Source organism: Streptomyces sp. NBC_00385, assembly GCF_035917155.1.
In the GTDB taxonomy this organism is placed as follows: Bacteria; Actinomycetota; Actinomycetes; order Streptomycetales; family Streptomycetaceae; genus Streptomyces; species Streptomyces poriferorum.
Genome location: NZ_CP107951.1, coordinates 4,262,054 through 4,282,668 on the forward strand (window position 1 = coordinate 4,262,054; position 20,615 = coordinate 4,282,668).

Here is a 20,615-nt window from a genome sequence, read left to right on the forward strand (position 1 = left end):
TTAGCGATGTGACGCCGCTCACTAAGGCCCCCCTTGTCGCAGCCCCGACTCCGATCTATCGTGCTGATGTATCGAGTCGATACATCAGCTCGGTACATCGACTCGGTACATCGGCTCGGCCCAGGGTCACGTGAGAGCACCAGGAGAAGGGGGAGGCGAGGTTGAGCAGACGCTCAGGCATCCTCGAGTTCGCCGTTCTCGGACTGCTCCGCGAGTCCCCGATGCATGGCTACGAGCTGCGCAAGCGCCTCAACACCTCGTTGGGGATCTTCCGTGCCTTCAGCTACGGAACCCTTTACCCCTGCCTCAAGACGCTGGTCGCCAATGGCTGGTTGATCGAGGAGCCGGGGAATGTTCCGGCAGACCTTCCGCCCGGCGCCGGCCGTGCGGTCGCCCCCGCCTCTTCACTGGCAGGGCGCCGCGCCAAGATCGTCTACCGGTTGACGGCAGAAGGTAAGGAGCACTTCGAGGAACTGCTCTCGCACACGGGCCCCGACTCCTGGGAGGACGAGCACTTCGCTGCTCGTTTCGCCTTCTTCGGTCAGACGGAGCACGACGTGCGGTTGCGGGTGCTGGAAGGCCGTCGCAGCCGGCTGGAGGAGCGCCTCGAGAAGATGAGCGCCTCTCTGGCCCGCACCCGCGAGCGCCTCGACGATTACACACTTGAGCTTCAGCGACACGGCATGGAGTCCGTGGAGCGCGAAGTGCGCTGGCTGAACGAGCTCATCGAGAGCGAGCGGTCGGGACGGGATCAGCGACGATCCTCGCCCGAGGGCTCAGCTCAGCAGAACACCGCAGGAGAGCCGGACGGCCTGCCCCGGCGGGGTAACAACCCGCCGGATCCGTCCGGCGACACCGCCAAGTGAGTTCCCCGCAGATCCGCGGGGGCCTCATCAGGAACATCCATTACACACAGGGAGCAACCGGAATGGGTTCGGTTCGCGTAGCCATCGTCGGCGTGGGCAACTGCGCCGCCTCGCTGGTCCAGGGCGTCGAGTACTACAAGGACGCCGATCCGGCCGGCAAGGTGCCCGGTCTGATGCACGTCCAGTTCGGCGAGTACCACGTCAGCGACGTCGAGTTCGTCGCCGCCTTCGACGTCGACGCGAAGAAGGTCGGCCTCGACCTCTCGGACGCCATCGGCGCCAGCGAGAACAACACCATCAAGCTCTGCGACGTGCCGAGCGCCGGCGTGACCGTCCAGCGCGGCCACACCCACGACGGCCTGGGCAAGTACTACCGCGAGACCATCGAGGAGTCGGCCGAGGCCCCGGTCGACATCGTCCAGATCCTCAAGGACCGCAAGGTCGACGTCCTCGTCTGCTACCTGCCGGTCGGTTCCGAGGTCGCTGCGAAGTTCTACGCGCAGTGCGCCATCGACGCCAAGGTCGCGTTCGTCAACGCTCTCCCGGTCTTCATCGCCGGCACCAAGGAGTGGGCGGACAAGTTCACCGAGGCCGGTGTCCCGATCGTCGGCGACGACATCAAGTCGCAGGTCGGCGCCACCATCACGCACCGCGTGATGGCGAAGCTGTTCGAGGACCGGGGCGTCGTCCTGGACCGCACGATGCAGCTGAACGTCGGCGGCAACATGGACTTCAAGAACATGCTCGAGCGTGAGCGCCTTGAGTCCAAGAAGATCTCGAAGACCCAGGCCGTGACCTCGCAGATCCGCGACCGTGAGCTCGGTGCGGACAACGTCCACATCGGTCCGTCGGACTACGTGGCGTGGCTGGACGACCGCAAGTGGGCGTACGTGCGCCTCGAGGGCCGCGCGTTCGGCGACGTTCCGCTGAACCTGGAGTACAAGCTCGAGGTCTGGGACTCCCCGAACTCGGCCGGTGTCATCATCGACGCCGTCCGCGCTGCGAAGATCGCGAAGGACCGCGGCATCGGCGGCCCGATCCTCTCCGCGTCCTCGTACTTCATGAAGTCGCCGCCGGTTCAGTACTTCGACGACGAGGCCCGCGAGAACGTCGAGAAGTTCATCCGCGGTGAGGTCTCCCAGTAACGTCACCTGACACGGTGCATCGGCGCGGCGCAGTGAGGAGCGGCAACGCTTCTTGACTCACGCACCCTTGAGGGTCCCCGGGCAATCCGCCCGGGGACCCTCAACGTATGTGACCCTTGCTCCCATGCCCGTCGTGCGTGACCTGCGCGTACTCCTGCGCCTTCGGAACTTCCGCCGCTTGCTGGCCGTGCGGATCCTGTCCCAGTCCGCCGACGGCGTCTATCAGGTGGCCCTCGCCGCACATGTCGTCTTCTCCCCGGAGAAGCAGGCCTCCGCCGGTGCGATCGCCTCCGCGATGGCCGTACTCCTGCTGCCCTACTCGCTCATCGGCCCGTTCGCCGGTGTACTGCTGGACCGCTGGCCACGCAGGCAGGTCTTCCTCTATGGCAATCTGCTGCGCGCCGCGCTCGCCTGCTGCACAGCCCTCCTGATCCTCGGCTCAGCCCCCGACTGGCTCTTCTACGCCTCGGCGCTCTGCGTGACCGCGGTCAACCGCTTCGTCCTGGCCGGCCTCTCCGCCGCGCTGCCGCGCGTCGTCGACCGGGACCTGCTGGTGCTGGCCAACTCGCTGTCACCGACCGCGGGCACCCTCGCCGCCACGGCAGGCGGCGGTCTCGCCTTCGCCGTCCGTCTGGTCCTCTCGGACTCGGACGCTGCGGTGGTACTCCTGGGCGCCGGGCTCTACCTCGCCTCGGCGCTGGCGTCCCTGAGCCTTGCTTCCGGCCTGCTGGGTCCGGACCGGAGCGAAAGCCACCTTCGTCTGCGTGCGGCGCTGACCACCACCGCACGTGGTCTGCGCCACGGGTTGCACCATCTGGCAGAGCGAAGGAACGCTGCTCGGGCCCTGGCCGCCATGACAGTGATCCGCTTCTGTTACGGGGCGCTGACAGTCATGGTCCTGATGCTGTGCCGGTACGCCTGGACCGACAACGATTCCGACGGGCTGGCACTGCTCGGCCTGGCGGTCGGGGTGTCCGGTGCGGGCTTCTTCGCGGCCGCCGTACTGACTCCCTGGGCCGCCGGCCGACTGGGAAGGTTCCGCTGGATGATGGTGTGTGCTGCGGCGGCAGCTGTCCTTGAACCGGCCCTGGGCCTCTGGTTCAGGCCCGCCCCGATGCTCGTCGCAGCGTTCGTCCTCGGCCTGGTGACCCAGGGAGCGAAGATCGCGACGGACACCGTGGTGCAGACGACGGTGGACGACTCGTTCCGCGGCAGGATCTTCTCGCTCTATGACGTGCTGTTCAACGTGGCCTTCGTGGGCGCAGCAGCAGCCTCTGCGCTCCTGCTGCCCATAGACGGGAGATCGGCAACGGTGGTGATCGGGGTCGCTCTGCTCTACGCCCTCGTGGCCGCGATGCTGTGGCGATGGAGCAGGACCGGCCGAGGGCGCTGATTCGACTGAGGGCGCTGTTTCACGTGAAACAGCGCCCTCGACGCGTCCGCTGCTGGTCATGTTTCACGTGAAACATGACCAGCAGCCCGCGGACCGGATCGTCGCGACTTCAGCTCTGTGCCGCCCACCACTTCTTGAGCTCTGCGACTGCCGTGTCGTGCTCCATCGGCCCGTTCTCCAGACGCAGTTCAAGCAGGAACGCATACGCCTTGCCGATGACCGGCCCCGGTCCGACGTCCAGGATCCGCATGATCTCGTTGCCGTCCAGGTCCGGCCGGATCGAGTCCAGCTCCTCCTGGTCCTGCAACTGAGCGATGCGCTCCTCAAGTCCGTCATAGGTCCGCGAGAGAGCACTGGCCTTGCGCTTGTTGCGCGTGGTGCAGTCCGAGCGGGTCAGCTTGTGCAGCCGCTCCAGCAAGGGGCCCGCATCACGCACATAGCGGCGGACCGCCGAGTCGGTCCACTCCCCGTCGCCGTACCCGTGGAAGCGCAGGTGCAGCTCCACCAGCTTGGCAACGTCCTTGACCATGTCGTTGGAGTACTTGAGATCGGTCATGCGCTTCTTGACCATCTTGGCGCCCACCACTTCGTGGTGATGGAACGAGACCCGCCCGTCCTTCTCGAACCGCCGGGTCCTCGGCTTGCCGATGTCATGGAGGAGAGCGGCAAGGCGCAGAACGAGATCCGGGCCGTCCTGCTCCAGGTCGATCGCCTGCTCCAGGACGGTCAGGGAGTGCTCGTACACATCCTTGTGACGGTGATGCTCGTCACGTTCCAGCCGGAGCGCGGGGAGCTCGGGAAGGACCTGGTCGGCCAGTCCCGTGTCGACGAGGAGCGCGAGCCCCTCACGGGGGTGCGAGGAGAGCAGCAGCTTGTTGAGCTCCTCCCGGACCCTCTCGGCAGAGACGATCTCGATGCGGCCCGCCATCTCCGTCATCGCGGCGACGACGTCCGGGGCCACCTCGAAGTCGAGCTGCGCGGCGAAGCGCGCGGCGCGGAGCATGCGCAGCGGGTCGTCCGAGAAGGAGTCCTCAGGCGTCCCCGGGGTGCGCAGCACTCGCTCCGCCAAGTCATCGAGGCCACCGTACGGATCGACGAACTCCTTCTGCGGCAGCGCGACGGCCATCGCGTTCACCGTGAAATCGCGGCGGACGAGGTCCTGCTCGATCGAGTCACCGTAGGAGACCTCGGGCTTCCGCGAGGTCCTGTCGTACGCCTCGGACCGGTATGTGGTGACTTCGATCTGGTAGCCGTCCTTCTGCGCGCCCACCGTGCCGAAGGCGATCCCGACCTCCCACACCGAGTCCGCCCAGGGCCTGACGATCTTCAGCACGTCCTCGGGACGCGCGTCGGTCGTGAAGTCCAGGTCGTTCCCCAGCCGGCCGAGGAGCGCGTCCCGGACCGACCCGCCGACCAGGGCGAGACCGAATCCGGCATCCTGGAATCGGCGGGCGAGATCGTCGGCGACCGGGGACACCCGCAGCAGTTCGCTGACTGCGCGGAGCTGCACCTGGGTCAGGGCGCTGGAGTTGTCTTCATTGGCGTTCGGCACAACAGAAAAGGGTACGTGCCCGGACCGGCCCGGGCGTCATGGTTTCCGTTCACCCTGCGAGACGCTCCCACTCATGTGACCCACTCCCTGGCACTTGACCGCGGCGCAGATCGTTACCATGCGGGGACGCAGCGACGGAGACAACGATCGACAGCAGCTGACGACGACGAGGGACGGATACGCGTGGCCGAGGCGGCAGACAACCAGGGGACGAGTCCCTCTCCTGCCCGTCGGTGGCTGCGGCGCACAGCCGCCGTGCTCGCCGGGGCCCCACTCGTTGCCGCTCTGCTGGCCGGGGTGGCCGCTCCGCAGGCGCAGGCCGGCGGGACGAGCAAGGCTCCCACGGGCTCCAGCACCGTCTCGGTGTCCCTGGACACCCTGACGCCGAGCGCCCCGGTGAAGGGGGACACGCTCACCGTCTCCGGCACCCTGGTCAACCGGGGCAAGGAAACCGTCACCGACGCGCAGGTCGATCTGCGCGTGGGCCCGCGGCTCTACAACAGGACCTCGATCGACGCGGCTGCTCAGCGCACGGGGTACGTCCCGGGGGCGGATCCGTACCCGGTCGGCGGCAAGTACACGGTCAAGATCGCCAAGCTGCCTTCGGGCATCAGCCAGGACTTCACGCTGTCCGTGCCGGTCAGCAAGCTGGACCTCGGCGACGACGGGGTCTATCAGCTGGGCGTCTCGTTGTCGGGTCAGACGGCCGGCGCTCAGTACGACCACGTGCTCGGCATCCAGCGGACGTTCCTGCCCTGGCAGAACAAGGACAGTGACTCCAAGACCGGCATCAGCTACCTGTGGCCGCTGATCGCGTCGGCGCATCTCACCGCGGAGACCGGCTCCGACGAGCAGCAGACCCCGGTGTTCGCCGATGACGACCTGGCCGCCGAGATCGCACCGGGCGGCCGCCTCGAACGGATGGTGTCGCTCGGCAGCCAGTTGCCCGTGACCTGGGTCATCGACCCGGACCTGCTCGCCAGCGTCGACGCCATGACCAAGAGCTATCGCGTCAAGTCGGGTGACACCACGGTCGCCGGGACGAACCAGGCAGTGGCCAAGAAGTGGCTCAGCTCGCTGGAAGCTGCCGTGGCCGACGGCAAGGTCGTCGCGCTGCCCTTCGGGGACCCCGATCTGGCTTCCATCGCACACCGCGGCAAGAACGTATCGGGCACGCTCAGCCACCTCCAGACGGCCAGCGAGGTCGCCGGGGTGACGGTGGAGACGATCCTCCATCTGAAGCCGTCGACCGACTTCGCCTGGCCCGTCGACGGTGCGATCGATCCGTCCATCGTGGATGTCGCCACCTCGACGGGTGCCCACAACGTGATCGCCCGCAGCGACAGCCTCCAGGAGACCGCCGGCCTCTCGTACACACCGACTGCCGCGCGGCCCATCGGCGGCGGCACCACCGCGGTGGTGTCCGACGCCCGGCTCTCCAAGGCCTTCCAGGGCGACATGGCGAAGGCCGGGGACTCCACGCTCGCCGTGCAGAAGTTCCTCGCCCTCACGCTCGCGCTGTCCGAGCAGGACACGGACAAGGACCGAAGCATCGTCGTGGCTCCCCAGCGGATGCCGACCATCGCCCAGGCCCAGTCGATGGCCCGCGCGCTTCACGCCCTCGACGACGGGCGCTGGACCGAGTCCCAGAGCCTGATCGAGGCAGCGGCGGCGAAGCCTGACGCCGAGGCGACCACCACGGTCCCCCGGACATCGCAGTACCCGAAGAAGCTGCGCAGCCAGGAGCTGCCCACCCAGGCCTTTCAGGACATCAAGTCCACCCAGGCCTCCCTCGACAACTTCCAGGTCATCCTCACCCAGCCCGAGCGGGTGGTGACCCCCTTCGGTAACGCCGTCAACCGGTCCATGTCCACGTCGTGGCGGGGCAAGCCTCTGGAGGCCCAGCAGTACCGCGACTCGGTGCGCACCTACCTCCAGGGCCTCATCAACGAGGTCCAGCTCATCTCGAAGTCGGACGTCACCCTGTCCGGCCGCAGCGCCACGATTCCCGTGACGGTGCAGAACAGGCTTCTCCAGGACGTCGATCATCTGGTGCTCCGGCTGAAGTCGGAGAACGCGACGCGCCTTGAGCTGAACGACGGCGGCGCCGTGGCGGAGCAGCCGATCCAGATCGGCGCCGGCCACAGCCAGTCCGTGAAGTTCGATGCCGCGGCCAACATCAACGGTCAGGTACAGATGACCGCGCAGCTCTACACGGATGACGGCAGGCCGTACGGCGCGGAGATGGCGTTCACCGTGAAGGTGTCCGAGCTCACCCCCACCGTGCTGCTCGTGATCGCCGGTGGCCTCCTGCTCCTGGTCCTCGCCGGCATCCGGATGTATGCACATCGCAAGCGTGCCAACGCGGGCGGCGCGGCGGGTGACGACGGCAGTGAACCCGAGCAGCCGAGTGACCCGACGCCGGACACCGGTCCCGAAAGCACGGAGCCGTCGGGCACGGGTGAGAAAGTGGACCGTTGAGCGATGTCTGTCGTGGCCGGTCGGCCGGGGACGATGAGGTGGGGTTTCGATGAACGCGCCGTACGACGGTGACCGCGGTCAGGGTACGGGCGGAGCTGGGTATCCCGGGGGGCCGCCCGTGCCCCCGGGACCGGAGCAGGTACCCCCGGCCCCGGACCCGTATCTGCAGGACGCGTATGACTACGACCCCTACCGGTCCCAGGATCTCTCCGCCCAGGACCCGGTGAGCGAGGCGCTGTACGACCGCGCCGCGCACCCGCCGCCGCCCCCTGGGACCTATCAGCAGGCGCAGCCGCTGTACCAGCAGCCGCCGGCCGCCCAGTACCCGCCCGATCCGCGGATCTGGGCGCAGACCCCGCCCCCCGAGCCGGACGGCCCGTCGCGCCACCTGCCGTACGGGGACGATGCCGCGACCACCCAGTTCGTGGGCATCGACGATCTCGTCACCCAGGCGTCGACGAACCGCGAGGAGCCGGACGCTTTCGCGCACCTCTTCAGGGACCAGGAGGGCCCGGCAGGGACCCCGGCCCCGGACCGCCCCGAGCCGGTCCCCGCACCCGCACCGCCGAAGTCGGGCGGCGGGCGGGCGTCCAGCCTCCTGAAGTCCAGCGCGGTCATGGCCGCCGGCACCCTCGTCTCACGGCTCACCGGCTTCGTCCGCAGCCTCGTGATCACCGCCGCGCTCGGCGCGGCCCTGCTCGGCGACAGCTTCACCATCGCGTACACGCTGCCGACGATGATCTACATCCTCACCGTGGGCGGCGGCCTCAACTCCGTCTTCGTCCCACAGCTCGTCCGCTCGATGAAGGACGACGAGGACGGCGGCGAGGCCTATGCCAACCGACTGCTGACCCTGGTGATGGTGGCGCTCGCGCTGATCGTCGCCGTGGCGGTGTTCGCCGCGCCCTTCCTCATCCGCCTGATGTCCTCGACGATCGCCGGCGATCCCGCGGCCAACAACGTGGCCACCACGTTCGCCCGGTACTGCCTGCCCACCATCTTCTTCATGGGTGTGCACGTCGTCATGGGGCAGATCCTCAACGCCCGCGGAAAGTTCGGCGCGATGATGTGGACCCCGGTCCTCAACAACATCGTCATGATCGTCACGTTCGGCCTGTTCATCTGGGTGTACGGCACTTCGCACGAGTCCCAGATGGGTGTCACGACGATCCCGCCGGAGGGCGTCCGGCTGCTGGGCATCGGCACCCTGCTCGGCCTCGTCGTCCAGGCCCTGGCCATGATCCCGTATCTGCGTGAGGCCGGGTTCCGCTTCCGTCCTCGCTTCGACTGGAGGGGCCACGGGCTCGGCAAGACGGTCAAGCTGGCCAAGTGGACGGTGCTGTTCGTCCTCGCCAACCAGGCCGGTGTGCTGGTCGTCACCCAGCTCGCGACCTCTGCGGGCAAGGCGTCCGGCCAGAACGGGGCGGGCTTCCTCGCGTACTCCAACGCTCAGCTGATCTGGGGCATGCCGCAGGCGATCATCACCGTGTCGGTCATGGCCGCTCTGCTGCCGCGCATCTCCCGTGCCGCCCACGACAACGACCCGGGCGCGGTCCGCGACGACATCTCGCAGGGCCTGCGCAACTCGGCGGTGGCCATCGTCCCCGTCGCTTTCGGCTTCCTCGCCCTGGGCGTACCGATGTGCACCCTGCTCTATGCTTCCAGCGGCCCCGAGGCCGCCCGCTCCATGGGATTCATCCTGATGGCCTTCGGCCTCGGACTGATTCCCTACTCCGTGCAGTACGTGGTGCTGCGCGGGTTCTACGCGTACGAGGACACCCGGACGCCCTTCTACAACACCGTCATCGTCGCCCTCGTCAACGCGGCTGCCTCGGCCATCTGCTACGTCGTGCTGCCCGCCCAGTGGGCCGTGGTCGGCATGGCCGCCTCCTACGGGCTGGCCTACGCCGTCGGCGTCGGCATCGCGTGGCGCCGGCTCCGCAACCGTCTGGGCGGCGACCTGGACGGTGCACACGTCCTGCGTACCTACGCCCGCCTGTGCCTCGCGGCGATCCCTGCGGCAGTGATCGCCGGCGGGGTGGGGTTCGGCCTTCTCCACGTGCTCGGCGACGGCGCCTCTGGCTCGCTCCTGGCCCTGCTATGCGGCGGGATCGTGCTGCTGGGAGTCTTCGTCGTCGCGGCGAAGCGGATGCGGATCGAAGAGATCAACGGCATGGTCGGCATGATCAGGGGAAGGCTCGGTCGCTGAGGATCACCGGCCCGCACAACCATCGTCGGTTCCCGCGTGTCGTGCATGGTGCCGGAGTGTGGGCACAATTGGCGTGACTGTGCGGGGCTGGCTGGCATCGCCCAACGGATGGGGAGGCAGGAACGACGGTGGCGGAACGTAGCACGGCTGCCGTCGACGTGGCCGACAACAGTGGCGACAAGCCGCTGGCCGCGAAGGCGGACGAGGCCACGAGCGACGGTACGGCAGAAGCTCAGGATTCAACGGGTACAAGCCCTCAGGACGCGGAGAGCGAGCCGGGCGGCTCCGGAACCACCGTGCCGACCCCTGATCTGCACAGCGGTCACAAGCTTGCCGGGCGCTACCGGCTCGAGGAGTGCGTCACCCGTCTGGACGGGTTCAGCAGCTGGCGCGCTGTCGACGAGAAACTGCGCCGCGCGGTGGGAGTGCATCTCCTGCCCGCCGACCACCCACGGGCCCGCTCCGTGCTGGCCGCGGCCCGGTCGTCCGCCCTGCTCGGCGACCCCCGCTTCGTGCAGGTCCTCGACGCCGTGGAGGAGAACGATCTCGTCTACGTCGTCCATGAGTGGCTTCCGGACGCCACCGAGCTGACGGCCCTCCTGGGCGCGGGGCCGATGGACGCCCATGACGCCTACCAGCTCGTCAGTCAGCTGTCCCAGGCGATGGCTGCCGCACACCGCGAGGGCCTGGCCCATCTGAGGCTCACGCCCGGGGCGGTGCTGCGCAGTTCCTCCGGCCAGTACCGCATCCGCGGCCTCGCCGTGAACGCCGCGCTGCGGGGGATCACCTCCGACGGTCCCCAGCGTGCTGACACCGAGGCGATCGGGGCCCTGCTGTACGCGGCGCTGACCCGGCGCTGGCCCTATGAGAGCGATGCCTACGGCCTCACCGGGCTCCCCAAGGGCGTCGGGCTGATCGCACCCGACCAGGTGCGGGCAGGAGTCCACCGCGGCCTCTCCGAGATCGCCATGCGGGCGCTCGCCAACGACGGAGCCACGGCCTCCCGCCAGGAGCAGCCGTGCACCACCCCGGACGAGCTCGCCAAGGCCGTCGCGGCGATGCCGCGCATCCGCCCGCCCGAGCCCACGTTCACCGCCCCGCCGGAGTACCAGCGGACCACGTACCAGCAGGGCACCTACGGGCGCCCGGCCGGACCCGGCAACGGCGTCGTCACCCCGCCCGTCGTCGTACCTCCCGCCCCGCTCCAGAGCCGCACCGGGAAGGCGCTCAAGTGGGCCGTGTCCGCGCTGCTCATCGCCGCGCTCGGTCTGGGCAGCTGGCAGCTGGCGGAGACGCTCCTGGACCGCGACAAGGGCTCCGACGACCCGGGCACGACGCAGACCAACCCGGAGAACGGCGACGAGCCGAAGCCTCGGCCTGCCGTACCCCTGAAAATCGCCGGTGCCACGGAGTTCACGCCCAGCGGGTCAGGCATCAGCCAGGACGAGGCTCCCAACACGGTCGACGGCAAACCGGGTACCTCCTGGATCACCCCGCAGTACCGAGGCTTCCCGAACTTCGGCAACATCGATGCCCGCAAGGACGGCAGCGGGGTAGTCGTGGATCTGGGGAGCGTGCAGGACGTCTCGGGCGTCGACGTCACCATGTACCGCAGCGGGCAGAAGGCGGAGGTTCTGGCGGCCGACGAGAACGCTTCCGCACCCTCGTCCCTCTCCGACTTCCCACAGCACCTCACCCAGTTGGGAACGGCAGGAAGCAGTCTCAAGGAATCCCTCGCCAAACCGGTGCGGACCCGCTACATCCTGATCCACATCACGGAGCTTCCTCAGGACGACACGGGCAGCGGATTCCGCGGAGGAATTTCAGAGATCTCCGTTCTCGGCTGACCGCCCCTCCCCTTGCCTGCCTCAACCGTGATAGACAGACGGACCTTGATTCACAGAGGGAGGGAGGGGGAGGTGGCCGCCGAGCCGTCCGGACCACTCAGCGACTCAGACCTCCTCGCTCGCCATGTAGCAGGCGACGCGGACGCCTTCGGTGAGCTCGTACGACGTCATCGCGACCGGCTGTGGGCCGTGGCGCTGCGGACCCTGGGCGACCGCGAGGAAGCGGCCGATGCCGTGCAGGACGCCCTGATCTCCGCCTTCCGCGCCGCCCACACCTTCCGTGGCCAGTCCGCCGTCACGACCTGGCTGCACCGGATCACGGTCAACGCCTGTCTCGACCGGGTCCGGAAGGCCTCCTCCCGGAAGACCGCGCCGGTCGACGACGCGGAGCGGCTCGACCAGCTCATGGAGCCCCACGAGTCCGCCGAGGCGCCGGCCGAGCGCCAGGACCTCCAGCGCGAGCTGTTCGCGGCGCTGGCCACGCTTCCCGCCGAACAACGTGCCGCCCTCGTCCTCGTCGACATGCAGGGGTACCCGGTGGCGGAAGCGGCCCGCATCCTCGATGTGCCGGTCGGTACCGTGAAGAGCCGCTGCGCGCGCGGACGCGCCAGGCTGGCCCCTCAGCTCACCCATCTCCGCAGCGGGACCGGCGACAGTGAGGGACCACGAACGGAAGGGAACCGGACGCCGAGAGCATCCGTCCCACCGGCGGCGGGACCAAGGGACGCGGACACGAGTGATCCAGCGGCAGCGAAGGGCGGAGGTGGACGCACATGACATCAACGACCGACGCGACCCGGCACCCGGAAGTCTCGGAGATCTCCGACCTCACCGAGGACCTGCTCTCCCCGTCCCGTGCCGAGGGTGTCCGAAGCCATCTGGCCGACTGCGGGATCTGCTCCGACGTCCTCGCCTCACTGGAGGAGATCCGTGGTCTCCTGGGCACTCTGCCCGCCGCTGTACCCATGCCCGCCGATGTCGCTGACCGCATAGACGCCGCACTCGCGGACGAAGCACGAGGGCGCGCTCCCTTCGAATCGCCTGCCTCCACGGCAGATGTTTCACGTGAAACAGAGCCCGCTGGCACGACGAAGGAGCTCGCGGACCGCCCCGCAGGGCGCTCACGTGCCGCAACCGGTCCCGGCCGCCGTGCCGTCCGCCGGCGGCGCCGAAACGCCGTGCTCGGTGCCGCACTCGGCGCCGCTGTCGTCAGCGTGAGCGTCCTGCTTCTGCAGAACGTCACCTCGTCCGGGAGCTCCGACGGACTCAAGGCAGCCGACCAAGGCGTCAGCGCTTCGAGGGACGGATCACAGTCGTTCTCGCAGTCCACTCTGGAAGAGCGGGTTCACAGCCTTCTGGGCTCCCGCACGGACACCGTCGGCCCGCAGGAATCCAGCGGCGAAAAGCAGGATCCTTCCGCCGACACGAAGTCTTCGACGGAATCCACGTCGCCCACCTCCGCGTCACCTCAAACCCCGCTCCGCGCTCCCTCCGTGACCGTCCCCCCCTGCATCGAGCAGGGCACCGGCCGGAACACCGCCGCCCTCGCCATCGAGCGGGGCACCTACGAAGGTTCCGACGCCTTCCTCGTCGTGCTGCCGCACCCCACGGACTCCGCCAGGGTTCAGGCCTACGTCGTCGATGCGGCATGCGTCGGCGCCGAGCCTGCGGTCAAGGGGAAACTCCTGCTGACGCACGTCTACGCGCGCCCCTGAGAATCACGCCGGATGCTGCCCCGGCACGTCGGGAATGCATCCCCCGTAGGATCCGTTGGGTGGGGTGAGAGTCGTTGAACCGACCCCAGTAGGCGTGGACAGTAGGCAGTCTGCAGAGACGAGGAAGAAACCCGTGAGCGACGTGCGTAATGTGATCATCATCGGCTCCGGCCCCGCGGGCTATACAGCCGCCCTGTACACCGCGCGTGCCTCGCTGAAGCCGCTGGTGTTCGAGGGCGCCGTCACCGCCGGTGGCGCGTTGATGAACACCACCGACGTGGAGAACTTCCCCGGTTTCCAGGACGGGATCATGGGCCCGGAGCTCATGGACAACATGCGCGCCCAGGCTGAGCGCTTCGGCGCCGAGCTCATCCCGGACGACGTGATCTCCGTGGACCTCACGGGTGACATCAAGACGGTCACCGACACCGCCGGCACGGTGCACCGTGCCAAGGCCGTCATCGTCACCACCGGTTCGCAGCACCGCAAGCTCGGTCTGCCCAACGAGGACGCCCTCTCCGGACGCGGCGTCTCCTGGTGCGCGACCTGCGACGGCTTCTTCTTCAAGGACCAGGACATCGCCGTGGTCGGCGGCGGTGACACCGCGATGGAAGAGGCCACGTTCCTCTCCCGCTTCGCCAAGTCGGTCACCATCGTCCACCGCCGCGACTCCCTGCGTGCCTCCAAGGCCATGCAGGACCGCGCCTTCGCCGACCCGAAGATCAAGTTCGCCTGGGACAGCGAGGTCGCCGGTGTCCACGGCGAGCAGAAGCTCTCCGGGCTGACCCTGCGCAACACGAAGACCGGCGAGACGTCCGAGCTCCCCGTGACCGGCCTGTTCATCGCCGTCGGCCACGACCCGCGCACGGAGCTCTTCAAGGGCCAGCTCGACCTCGACGACGAGGGCTACCTCAAGGTCGCCGCTCCCTCGACGCGCACCAACCTCACCGGTGTCTTCGGCGCCGGCGATGTCGTCGACCACACCTACCGGCAGGCCATCACCGCTGCCGGCACAGGCTGCTCCGCCGCCCTCGACGCCGAACGCTTCCTGGCCGCGCTCGCCGACGACGAGAAGGCCGCCGCAGCCACCGTCTGATCCACGCCTCACCCACACCCCCGCGAAGTTAAGGAGGCCGCCGTGGCCGGCGCCCTGAAGAACGTGACCGACGACTCCTTCGACGAGGTCGTCCTGAAGAGCGACAAGCCCGTGCTGGTGGACTTCTGGGCTGCCTGGTGCGGTCCGTGCCGTCAGATCGCCCCCTCCCTGGAGGCAATCGCGGCCGAGCACGGTGAGATCGAGATCGTCAAGCTCAACATCGACGAGAACCCGGCCACCGCTGCCAAGTACGGCGTCATGTCCATCCCGACGCTGAACGTCTACCAGGGTGGCGAGGTCGCCAAGACCATCGTCGGTGCCAAGCCGAAGGCCGCGATCCTCCGCGACCTCGAAGGCTTCATCACCGAGTAGAGCCGGACAGCAGTCCCGCTGTTTCACGTGAAACGGGCCCATCCCGGAGGGATGGGCCCGTTTCACGTTTCTGCTCACAGAGGCCGCAGCGCGGGCTCCTTCTGCACGGCCCCCAGCAACCGGTCCAAGGCCATCTCTACGTCTTCCTTCCATGACAACGTCGTGCGGAGCTCCAGTCGCAACCGCGGGTGCACCGGGTGGGGCCGTACGGTCTTGAAGCCCACTGACAGCAGATGATCTGCGGGCAGCACACAGGCGGGTTCCTTCCAGCGAGCGTCCCCGAAGGCCTCGATGGCCTTGAACCCCCGGCGGATCAGGTCCTTGGCCACCGTCTGCACCATGACCCGGCCCAGTCCCTGGCCCTGGTATCCGGGCAGGATCAGGGCGGTCATCAGCTGAACCGCGTCGGGGGAGACAGGACTCGTCGGAAAGGCAGTCGCTCTCGGCACGTAGGCGGGCGGAGCGTAGAGGACGAAGCCGGCCGCAACGTCGTCGACATAGACCACGCGGCCGCAGGATCCCCACTCCAGCAGAACGGCGGAGATCCAGGACTCCTTCTCCCGTTCGGCTCTGCCACCCTTGACCGCAGCGTCTCCCCTGACCGGATCGAGCTCCCAGAACACACACGAGCGGCAGCGCTGGGGGAGATCAGGCAGGTTGTCCAGCGTGAGCGGTACGAGCCGACGCCCCATGAAGGCTGTTCCTCACTTCCCTCACCCACCGCATCATGCGACGGCCGGTGCACTCCGCTCGCGGAGGTGGATCAAATGGATGCGCCCTACCAGAACGCATCGTATCCACCGAGGGATCACGCCGACACCGTGAAAAAGCAAAGGGCAGTCCGTCACCTACGGAAAACGAAAAGCGGGCTGTGCTCCGTCATCCGCCGGAGCACAGCCCGCCACTCACCACGCAAGAACGTCAGCTCTCGTCGTCCTCGGCCGTCTCCTCCGCGGTCGTGCGGTCCAGGACACGCCCCTCTCCGGGCGCAAGGCTGCCGAGGATGCGGTCCAGATCCTCCATCGAGGCGAACTCGACGACGATCTTTCCCTTCTTCTGCCCGAGGTCGACCTTCACCCTGGTCTCGAACCGGTCGGACAGCCGGGACGCCAGGTCGGTCAGTGCCGGCGACAGCCGGCCCCCGGCTCGAGGCCCCTTCGACCGCGCCGTGCTCGTGGGCCTGGAGCTCATGAGCGTCACGATCTCTTCGACCGCGCGCACGGAGAGCCCTTCGGCCACGATGCGATGCGCCAGCTTGTCCTGCTCCTCGGAGTCGTCCACCGACAGCAACGCCCGTGCGTGTCCTGCCGACAGCACCCCGGCCGCGACCCGGCGCTGAACCGGCGGAGACAGCCGCAACAGACGCAGGGTGTTGGACACCTGCGGCCGGGAACGCCCGATCCGGTCGGCCAGCTGGTCATGGGTGCACTTGAAGTCCTTGAGCAGCTGGTCGTACGCAGCCGCCTCCTCCAAGGGGTTCAGCTGAGCCCGGTGAAGGTTCTCCAGAAGCGCGTCCAGTAGGAGCTTCTCGTCGTCAGTCGCCCGGACGATCGCCGGGATCTGCTTCAGATCGGCCTCACGGCAGGCCCTCCAGCGCCGCTCGCCCATGATGAGCTCGAAGCGCCCGGATGCCGCTTTCCGTACGACGACGGGCTGGAGAAGACCCACCTCCTTGATGGAGGTGACCAGCTCCGCGAGCGCGTCCTCGTCGAACACCTCACGCGGCTGACGAGGGTTCGGCGTGATCGAGTCGATGGGAAGCTCGGCAAAGTACGCCCCGGCCACCTCTGCCGGACCGGCCGTACCGTCGGACACCGAGACCGGTGAGCTCGGCTCCGGCACCACAGGGCCACCCGAGCCAAGCGTGGTCACCTTTGCGACGGCCACACCCCGCTCGGACGTCAGCACCGGCATCGTCCCGGGCGAGGACGTACCCATCCCGGCGGGCGGCACCTGCTTCTCCTGCGGAGCGGCGGGGATCAGGGCGCCTAGCCCTCGCCCCAAACCTCTGCGACGCTCACTCACTGGATCCCCTCCGAAGTATTCTGCTGGCTGTTCCGGCTGCCCGTCTGGGCGTGCTGGGCCTCGTACTGGACCCCGACCCCGCGCAACGCGATCTCACGGGCTGCTTCGAGGTAGGACAGGGACCCGCTCGAACCGGGGTCGTACGTGAGCACGGTCTGCCCGTAGCTCGGCGCTTCCGAGATCCGCACCGACCGGGGAATGCTGGTCCGCAACACCTCCTTGCCGAAGTGACTGCGCACCTCCTCCGCGACCTGTGACGCGAGCCTGGTCCGGCCGTCGTACATGGTGAGCAGGATCGTCGACACATGGAGATCGGGGTTGAGGTGCCCCCGCACCAGGTCGACGTTGCGCAGCAGCTGTCCCAGCCCTTCCAGCGCGTAGTACTCGCACTGAATCGGGATCAGCACCTCCGCACCGGCTACCAGAGCATTGACCGTCAGCAGGCCGAGCGAGGGCGGGCAGTCGATCAGGATGTAGTCGAGCGGCTGCTCGTACGCCTGGATCGCTCGCTGCAGCCGGCTCTCCCGCGCCACCAGCGACACCAGCTCGATCTCCGCACCGGCAAGATCGATGGTGGCCGGGGCACAGAACAGACCTTCGACGTCCGGAACCGGCTGGACCACGTCAGAGAGCGGTTTGCTCTCCACCAGGACGTCATAGATGGAGGGGACTTCGGCATGGTGGTCGATCCCCAGAGCCGTAGAGGCGTTCCCCTGTGGGTCGAGGTCGACCACCAGAACACGTGCGCCGTGAAGCGCAAGCGAGGCGGCAAGGTTGACCGTCGAGGTGGTCTTACCTACCCCGCCCTTCTGGTTGGCCACCACCATGACCCGTGTCTGGTCAGGCCGCGGCAGCCCCTCGCCGGCACGGCCGAGGGCCTCCACCGCCAGCTGGGCCGCACGGCCGATGGGTGTGTCATCCATCGGCGGCGGTGTTTCACGTGAAACACCGTCCCCCGCCGATTCGGTTCGGGGACCGGGGACCGGATCGGTCATCGGTCCCGCGATGTTGGCGTCGGACCGCAAGGATTCACTCTCCTCGACTTCAGGCTCGCAATGAGCAGAGCCTGCCATGGTTTCGGGGTCGCGAACCAGCGAGGCCCGCTCTTCTGTGGATGAATCCACTTCTGTGGACAACTCCGTAGCCCTAACGGGCCTGCGATGGCGAGGGGTGGCGGCCGCACGACCACGGCCGATGATTCCATGCAGCAGAGAGCGACGTTTCACGTGAAACACGATGCCCCTGCAGCGTAGCTACAGGGGCACGACACTCCGCGCGGGGTACGTACAGCTGCGCTCAGCGGCGACGACGGGTCCGGCTGACCCGCGCGGCCTTGGCGCGCTTTGCGGCGAACCTCACACCGCCAGGACTCTCGCCCACCACCACACGCACCACGGTGGACATCGGGTCAACGACGCCTTCACCTACGTGGAGCACCTCCGTCTCCACGACGCCAAGCTTGCTGAGGGCCGCTCGCGCTCCGTTGATCTCCTCCTCGGCGGTGTCACCCTTGAGCGCCAGCATCTCCCCGTACGGGCGCAGCAGGGGCACTCCCCAGCCCGCCAGGCGATCCAGCGGTGCGACCGCCCGAGCCGTCACCACATGCACCGGCTGAAGCGTGCCCAGAACCTCCTCAGCCCGGCCACGGACGACCGTCACATGATCGAGCCCCAGCAGTTCGACGACCTCCTGGAGGAAGTTCGTACGCCGCAGCAACGGTTCCAGCAGAGTGATCTTCAGATCCGGACGCACCAGCGCCAGAGGAATCCCCGGAAGGCCAGCACCGGAGCCCACATCGCAGACCGTGACGCCGTCAGGGACGACCTCGGAGAGCACCGCACAGTTCAGCAGGTGCCTCTCCCACAGCCGCGGAACCTCGCGCGGACCGATCAGCCCACGCTTGACCCCTGCATCGGCCAGCAGTTCCGCGTACCGGACGGCCTCGGGAAAGCATTCACCGAACACCTCCCGGGCCTCGTCGGGCGCCTGGGGAAGCGCTACTTCCTCCGTCACGGGAACCGTCCTTCCATACCGCATTACCGCACCATGGGTGGCTGACTATCAGGCTGACAAAGATCGGCCCCGTCTGCGAACAGACGGGGCCGACACGAGAGGATCCGGTCAGGCCGGAAGGACGACGACGAAGCGCTGCGGCTCCTCGCCCTCCGATTCGCTGCGCAGACCCGCGGCCGCGACCGCGTCGTGCACAACCTTGCGCTCGAAGGGCGTCATCGGGTCGAGCTTCACCGGCTCGCCGGTGCTCTTGACCTCGTCCGCGGCCTTGGCACCCAGCTCGGCGAGTTCCGTGCGCTTCTTGGCCCGGAATCCGGCGATGTCGAGCATCAGACGGCTGCGGTCACCGGTCTCCCGGTGCACGGCCAGCCGCGTCAGCTCCTGGAGTGCCTCCAGCACCTCACCGTCGCGGCCCACGAGCTTCTGCAGTTCACGTGCCGATTCACTGATGATCGAGACCGCGGCCCGGTCCGCCTCGACGTCCATGTCGATGTCGCCGTCCAGGTCGGCGATGTCGAGCAGGCCCTCAAGGTAGTCCGCTGCGATCTCCCCTTCCTGCTCAAGGCGGGTCAAGGTGTCGCTGCCCTCAGCGGCCGTGGTGGTGGTGCCTTCCGTCACGGATGGACTCCTTCTTACTTCTTGGACGGGTGCTTGGGCCGCTGCGGGCCCTTGCGCTGTCCGGACTTGGCTTGGCGTGAGGAGCCGGACGCGGGCTTGCCCGCCGGCTTGGGCTTGTCGTCCTGCGGTGCGCTCTTCTGCAGGGAGGTCTTCGAATCCGACTCGGACTCGCCGGCCTCGGCATCCTTGGCCCCGCCCGGGTGGCCCGCGGTGGTCTGGCGCTTCGCCTTCGTCTGACGCTTGGGCTGCTGGCGCCGCTGTGCGGCTCCACCCTCGGCCTCGGCGACGGCGGTGTCGCTCTTGGCCACCGTGCCGTCCTCCTGGGGAGCGAGGCCGAGCTTGGCCAGGCCCGTCACGAACTTCCGCTCGATGTCGTTGCGGTCCGTGCCCTTGGCCACGATGCGCTTGACCGTGTTGCGCCGGGTGCGGCCCTTCACCTCACCGTGCGAGGTGACGCTCTTCAGGAGACGCCCGAGGTACTGCTCCTGCGCCTTGCTGCCCGGGGTGGGGTTCTGATTGATCACGTACATCTGCTGACCCATGGTCCAGACGTTCGTGGTGAGCCAGTAGACGAGGACACCGACGGGGAAGTTGATACCCATGACGGCGAAGATCAGCGGGAAGATGTACATGAGCATCTTCTGCTGCTGCATGTACGGCGTCTTGACCGTGAGGTCGACGTTCTTCGTCATCAGCTGGCGCTGGGTGAAGAACTGCGAGGCCGACATCATCACGATCATGACCGCGGTGACGACCCGGACATCGGTCAGCGAGGCGCCGAGCGCCTCGACCTTCTCGGCGCTGTCCATGAACTTGGCGGCCAGCGGAGCACCGAAGATGTGTGCCTGACGAGCGCTGTCGAGCAGCGACTGGTCGATGACACCGATCTTCTTGTTCGACGCGATGGCCGAGAGCACGTGGTACAGGGCGAAGAAGAACGGCGACTGCGCCAGGATGGGAAGGCACGAGGAGAGCGGGTTGGTACCCGTCTCCTTGTACAGCTTCATCATCTCTTCGGACTGACGCTGCTTGTCGCTCTTGTAGCGCTCCTGGATCGCCTTCATCTTCGGCTGGAGCACCTGCATGTTCCGCGTCGACTTGATCTGCTTGACGAACAGCGGGATCAGACAGATACGGATCAGCACCACGAGGGACACGATGGAAAGACCCCAGGCCCATCCCGTGTCGGGGCCGAAGATCGCCCCGTACAACTTGTGGAACTGGACGATGACCCAGGAAACGGGCCACGTGATGAAGCTGAACAGACTGGCAATCGTGTCCAC

At 67.8% G+C, this 20,615-nt stretch carries 17 protein-coding genes; 10 read left to right on the top strand and 7 right to left on the bottom strand.

The window, feature by feature from the left end:
• Positions 1 to 161: 161 nt before the first annotated feature.
• From OG959_RS18970 to OG959_RS18980, 3 genes are all read left to right on the top strand, one after another.
• Positions 162 to 866 (top strand): PadR family transcriptional regulator, encoded by a 705-nt coding sequence (locus tag OG959_RS18970; protein WP_326659964.1) that lies wholly within the window; start codon positions 162 to 164, stop codon positions 864 to 866.
• A gap of 62 nt (positions 867 to 928) precedes the next feature.
• Entirely contained in the window at positions 929 to 2,011 is a 1,083-nt protein-coding gene (locus OG959_RS18975; RefSeq protein ID WP_326659966.1) for an inositol-3-phosphate synthase, read from the top strand.
• Positions 2,012 to 2,135: 124 nt separating this feature from the next.
• On the top strand, positions 2,136 to 3,404 hold the full coding sequence (locus OG959_RS18980; RefSeq protein ID WP_326659967.1) for an MFS transporter: 1,269 nt from the start codon (positions 2,136 to 2,138) through the stop codon (positions 3,402 to 3,404).
• A 109-nt stretch (positions 3,405 to 3,513) separates the two neighbouring features.
• On the opposite strand, the gene OG959_RS18985 is transcribed toward OG959_RS18980, so the two are convergent.
• Entirely contained in the window at positions 3,514 to 4,956 is a 1,443-nt protein-coding gene (locus OG959_RS18985) for a CCA tRNA nucleotidyltransferase (protein ID WP_326659969.1), read from the bottom strand.
• 183 nt (positions 4,957 to 5,139) lie between these two features.
• Here OG959_RS18985 and OG959_RS18990 point away from each other — a divergent pair, with 183 nt between their 5' ends.
• From OG959_RS18990 to trxA, 7 genes are all read left to right on the top strand, one after another.
• The gene (locus OG959_RS18990) at positions 5,140 to 7,437 is read left to right on the top strand and encodes a DUF6049 family protein (protein WP_326659971.1); all 2,298 of its coding nucleotides are present in this window, start codon (positions 5,140 to 5,142) and stop codon (positions 7,435 to 7,437) included.
• Positions 7,438 to 7,486: 49 nt separating this feature from the next.
• A complete protein-coding gene (gene murJ / locus OG959_RS18995) occupies positions 7,487 to 9,646 on the top strand; it encodes a murein biosynthesis integral membrane protein MurJ (protein WP_326659973.1) in 2,160 nt (719 codons plus the stop codon).
• A 128-nt stretch (positions 9,647 to 9,774) separates the two neighbouring features.
• Entirely contained in the window at positions 9,775 to 11,493 is a 1,719-nt protein-coding gene (locus tag OG959_RS19000; RefSeq protein ID WP_326659975.1) for a protein kinase family protein, read from the top strand.
• A 72-nt stretch (positions 11,494 to 11,565) separates the two neighbouring features.
• On the top strand, positions 11,566 to 12,270 hold the full coding sequence (gene sigM, locus OG959_RS19005) for an RNA polymerase sigma factor SigM (protein ID WP_326659977.1): 705 nt from the start codon (positions 11,566 to 11,568) through the stop codon (positions 12,268 to 12,270).
• A complete protein-coding gene (locus OG959_RS19010; RefSeq protein ID WP_326659979.1) occupies positions 12,267 to 13,208 on the top strand; it encodes an anti-sigma factor family protein in 942 nt (313 codons plus the stop codon). The genes sigM and OG959_RS19010 overlap by 4 nt, the downstream gene beginning before the upstream one ends.
• A 133-nt stretch (positions 13,209 to 13,341) precedes the next feature.
• The gene (gene trxB, locus OG959_RS19015) at positions 13,342 to 14,304 is read left to right on the top strand and encodes a thioredoxin-disulfide reductase (RefSeq protein ID WP_148019650.1); all 963 of its coding nucleotides are present in this window, start codon (positions 13,342 to 13,344) and stop codon (positions 14,302 to 14,304) included.
• A gap of 42 nt (positions 14,305 to 14,346) precedes the next feature.
• Positions 14,347 to 14,676, top strand: a complete 330-nt coding sequence (gene trxA, locus OG959_RS19020) for a thioredoxin (RefSeq protein WP_219569130.1) — start codon at positions 14,347 to 14,349, stop codon at positions 14,674 to 14,676.
• Between the two features lie 74 nt (positions 14,677 to 14,750).
• Here the strand turns inward: trxA and OG959_RS19025 are convergent, their stop codons facing one another.
• From OG959_RS19025 to yidC, 6 genes are all read right to left on the bottom strand, one after another.
• Complete coding sequence (locus OG959_RS19025) at positions 14,751 to 15,368, bottom strand: GNAT family N-acetyltransferase (RefSeq protein WP_326659982.1); 618 nt, start codon at positions 15,366 to 15,368, stop codon at positions 14,751 to 14,753.
• A 229-nt stretch (positions 15,369 to 15,597) separates the two neighbouring features.
• Entirely contained in the window at positions 15,598 to 16,701 is a 1,104-nt protein-coding gene (locus tag OG959_RS19030; RefSeq protein ID WP_326659984.1) for a ParB/RepB/Spo0J family partition protein, read from the bottom strand.
• Positions 16,698 to 17,774 carry a ParA family protein gene (locus OG959_RS19035; protein ID WP_326666470.1) on the bottom strand — a complete coding sequence of 359 codons (1,077 nt, stop codon included), beginning with the start codon at positions 17,772 to 17,774 and terminating at the stop codon, positions 16,698 to 16,700. Before OG959_RS19035 ends, OG959_RS19030 begins: the two co-directional genes overlap by 4 nt.
• Positions 17,775 to 17,997: 223 nt before the next feature.
• Complete coding sequence (rsmG, locus tag OG959_RS19040) at positions 17,998 to 18,738, bottom strand: 16S rRNA (guanine(527)-N(7))-methyltransferase RsmG (RefSeq protein WP_389057157.1); 741 nt, start codon at positions 18,736 to 18,738, stop codon at positions 17,998 to 18,000.
• Positions 18,739 to 18,822: 84 nt separating this feature from the next.
• Entirely contained in the window at positions 18,823 to 19,332 is a 510-nt protein-coding gene (locus OG959_RS19045) for a Jag family protein (protein ID WP_326659986.1), read from the bottom strand.
• 14 nt (positions 19,333 to 19,346) lie between these two features.
• Positions 19,347 to 20,615 carry a membrane protein insertase YidC gene (gene yidC, locus OG959_RS19050; protein WP_326659988.1) on the bottom strand — a complete coding sequence of 423 codons (1,269 nt, stop codon included), beginning with the start codon at positions 20,613 to 20,615 and terminating at the stop codon, positions 19,347 to 19,349.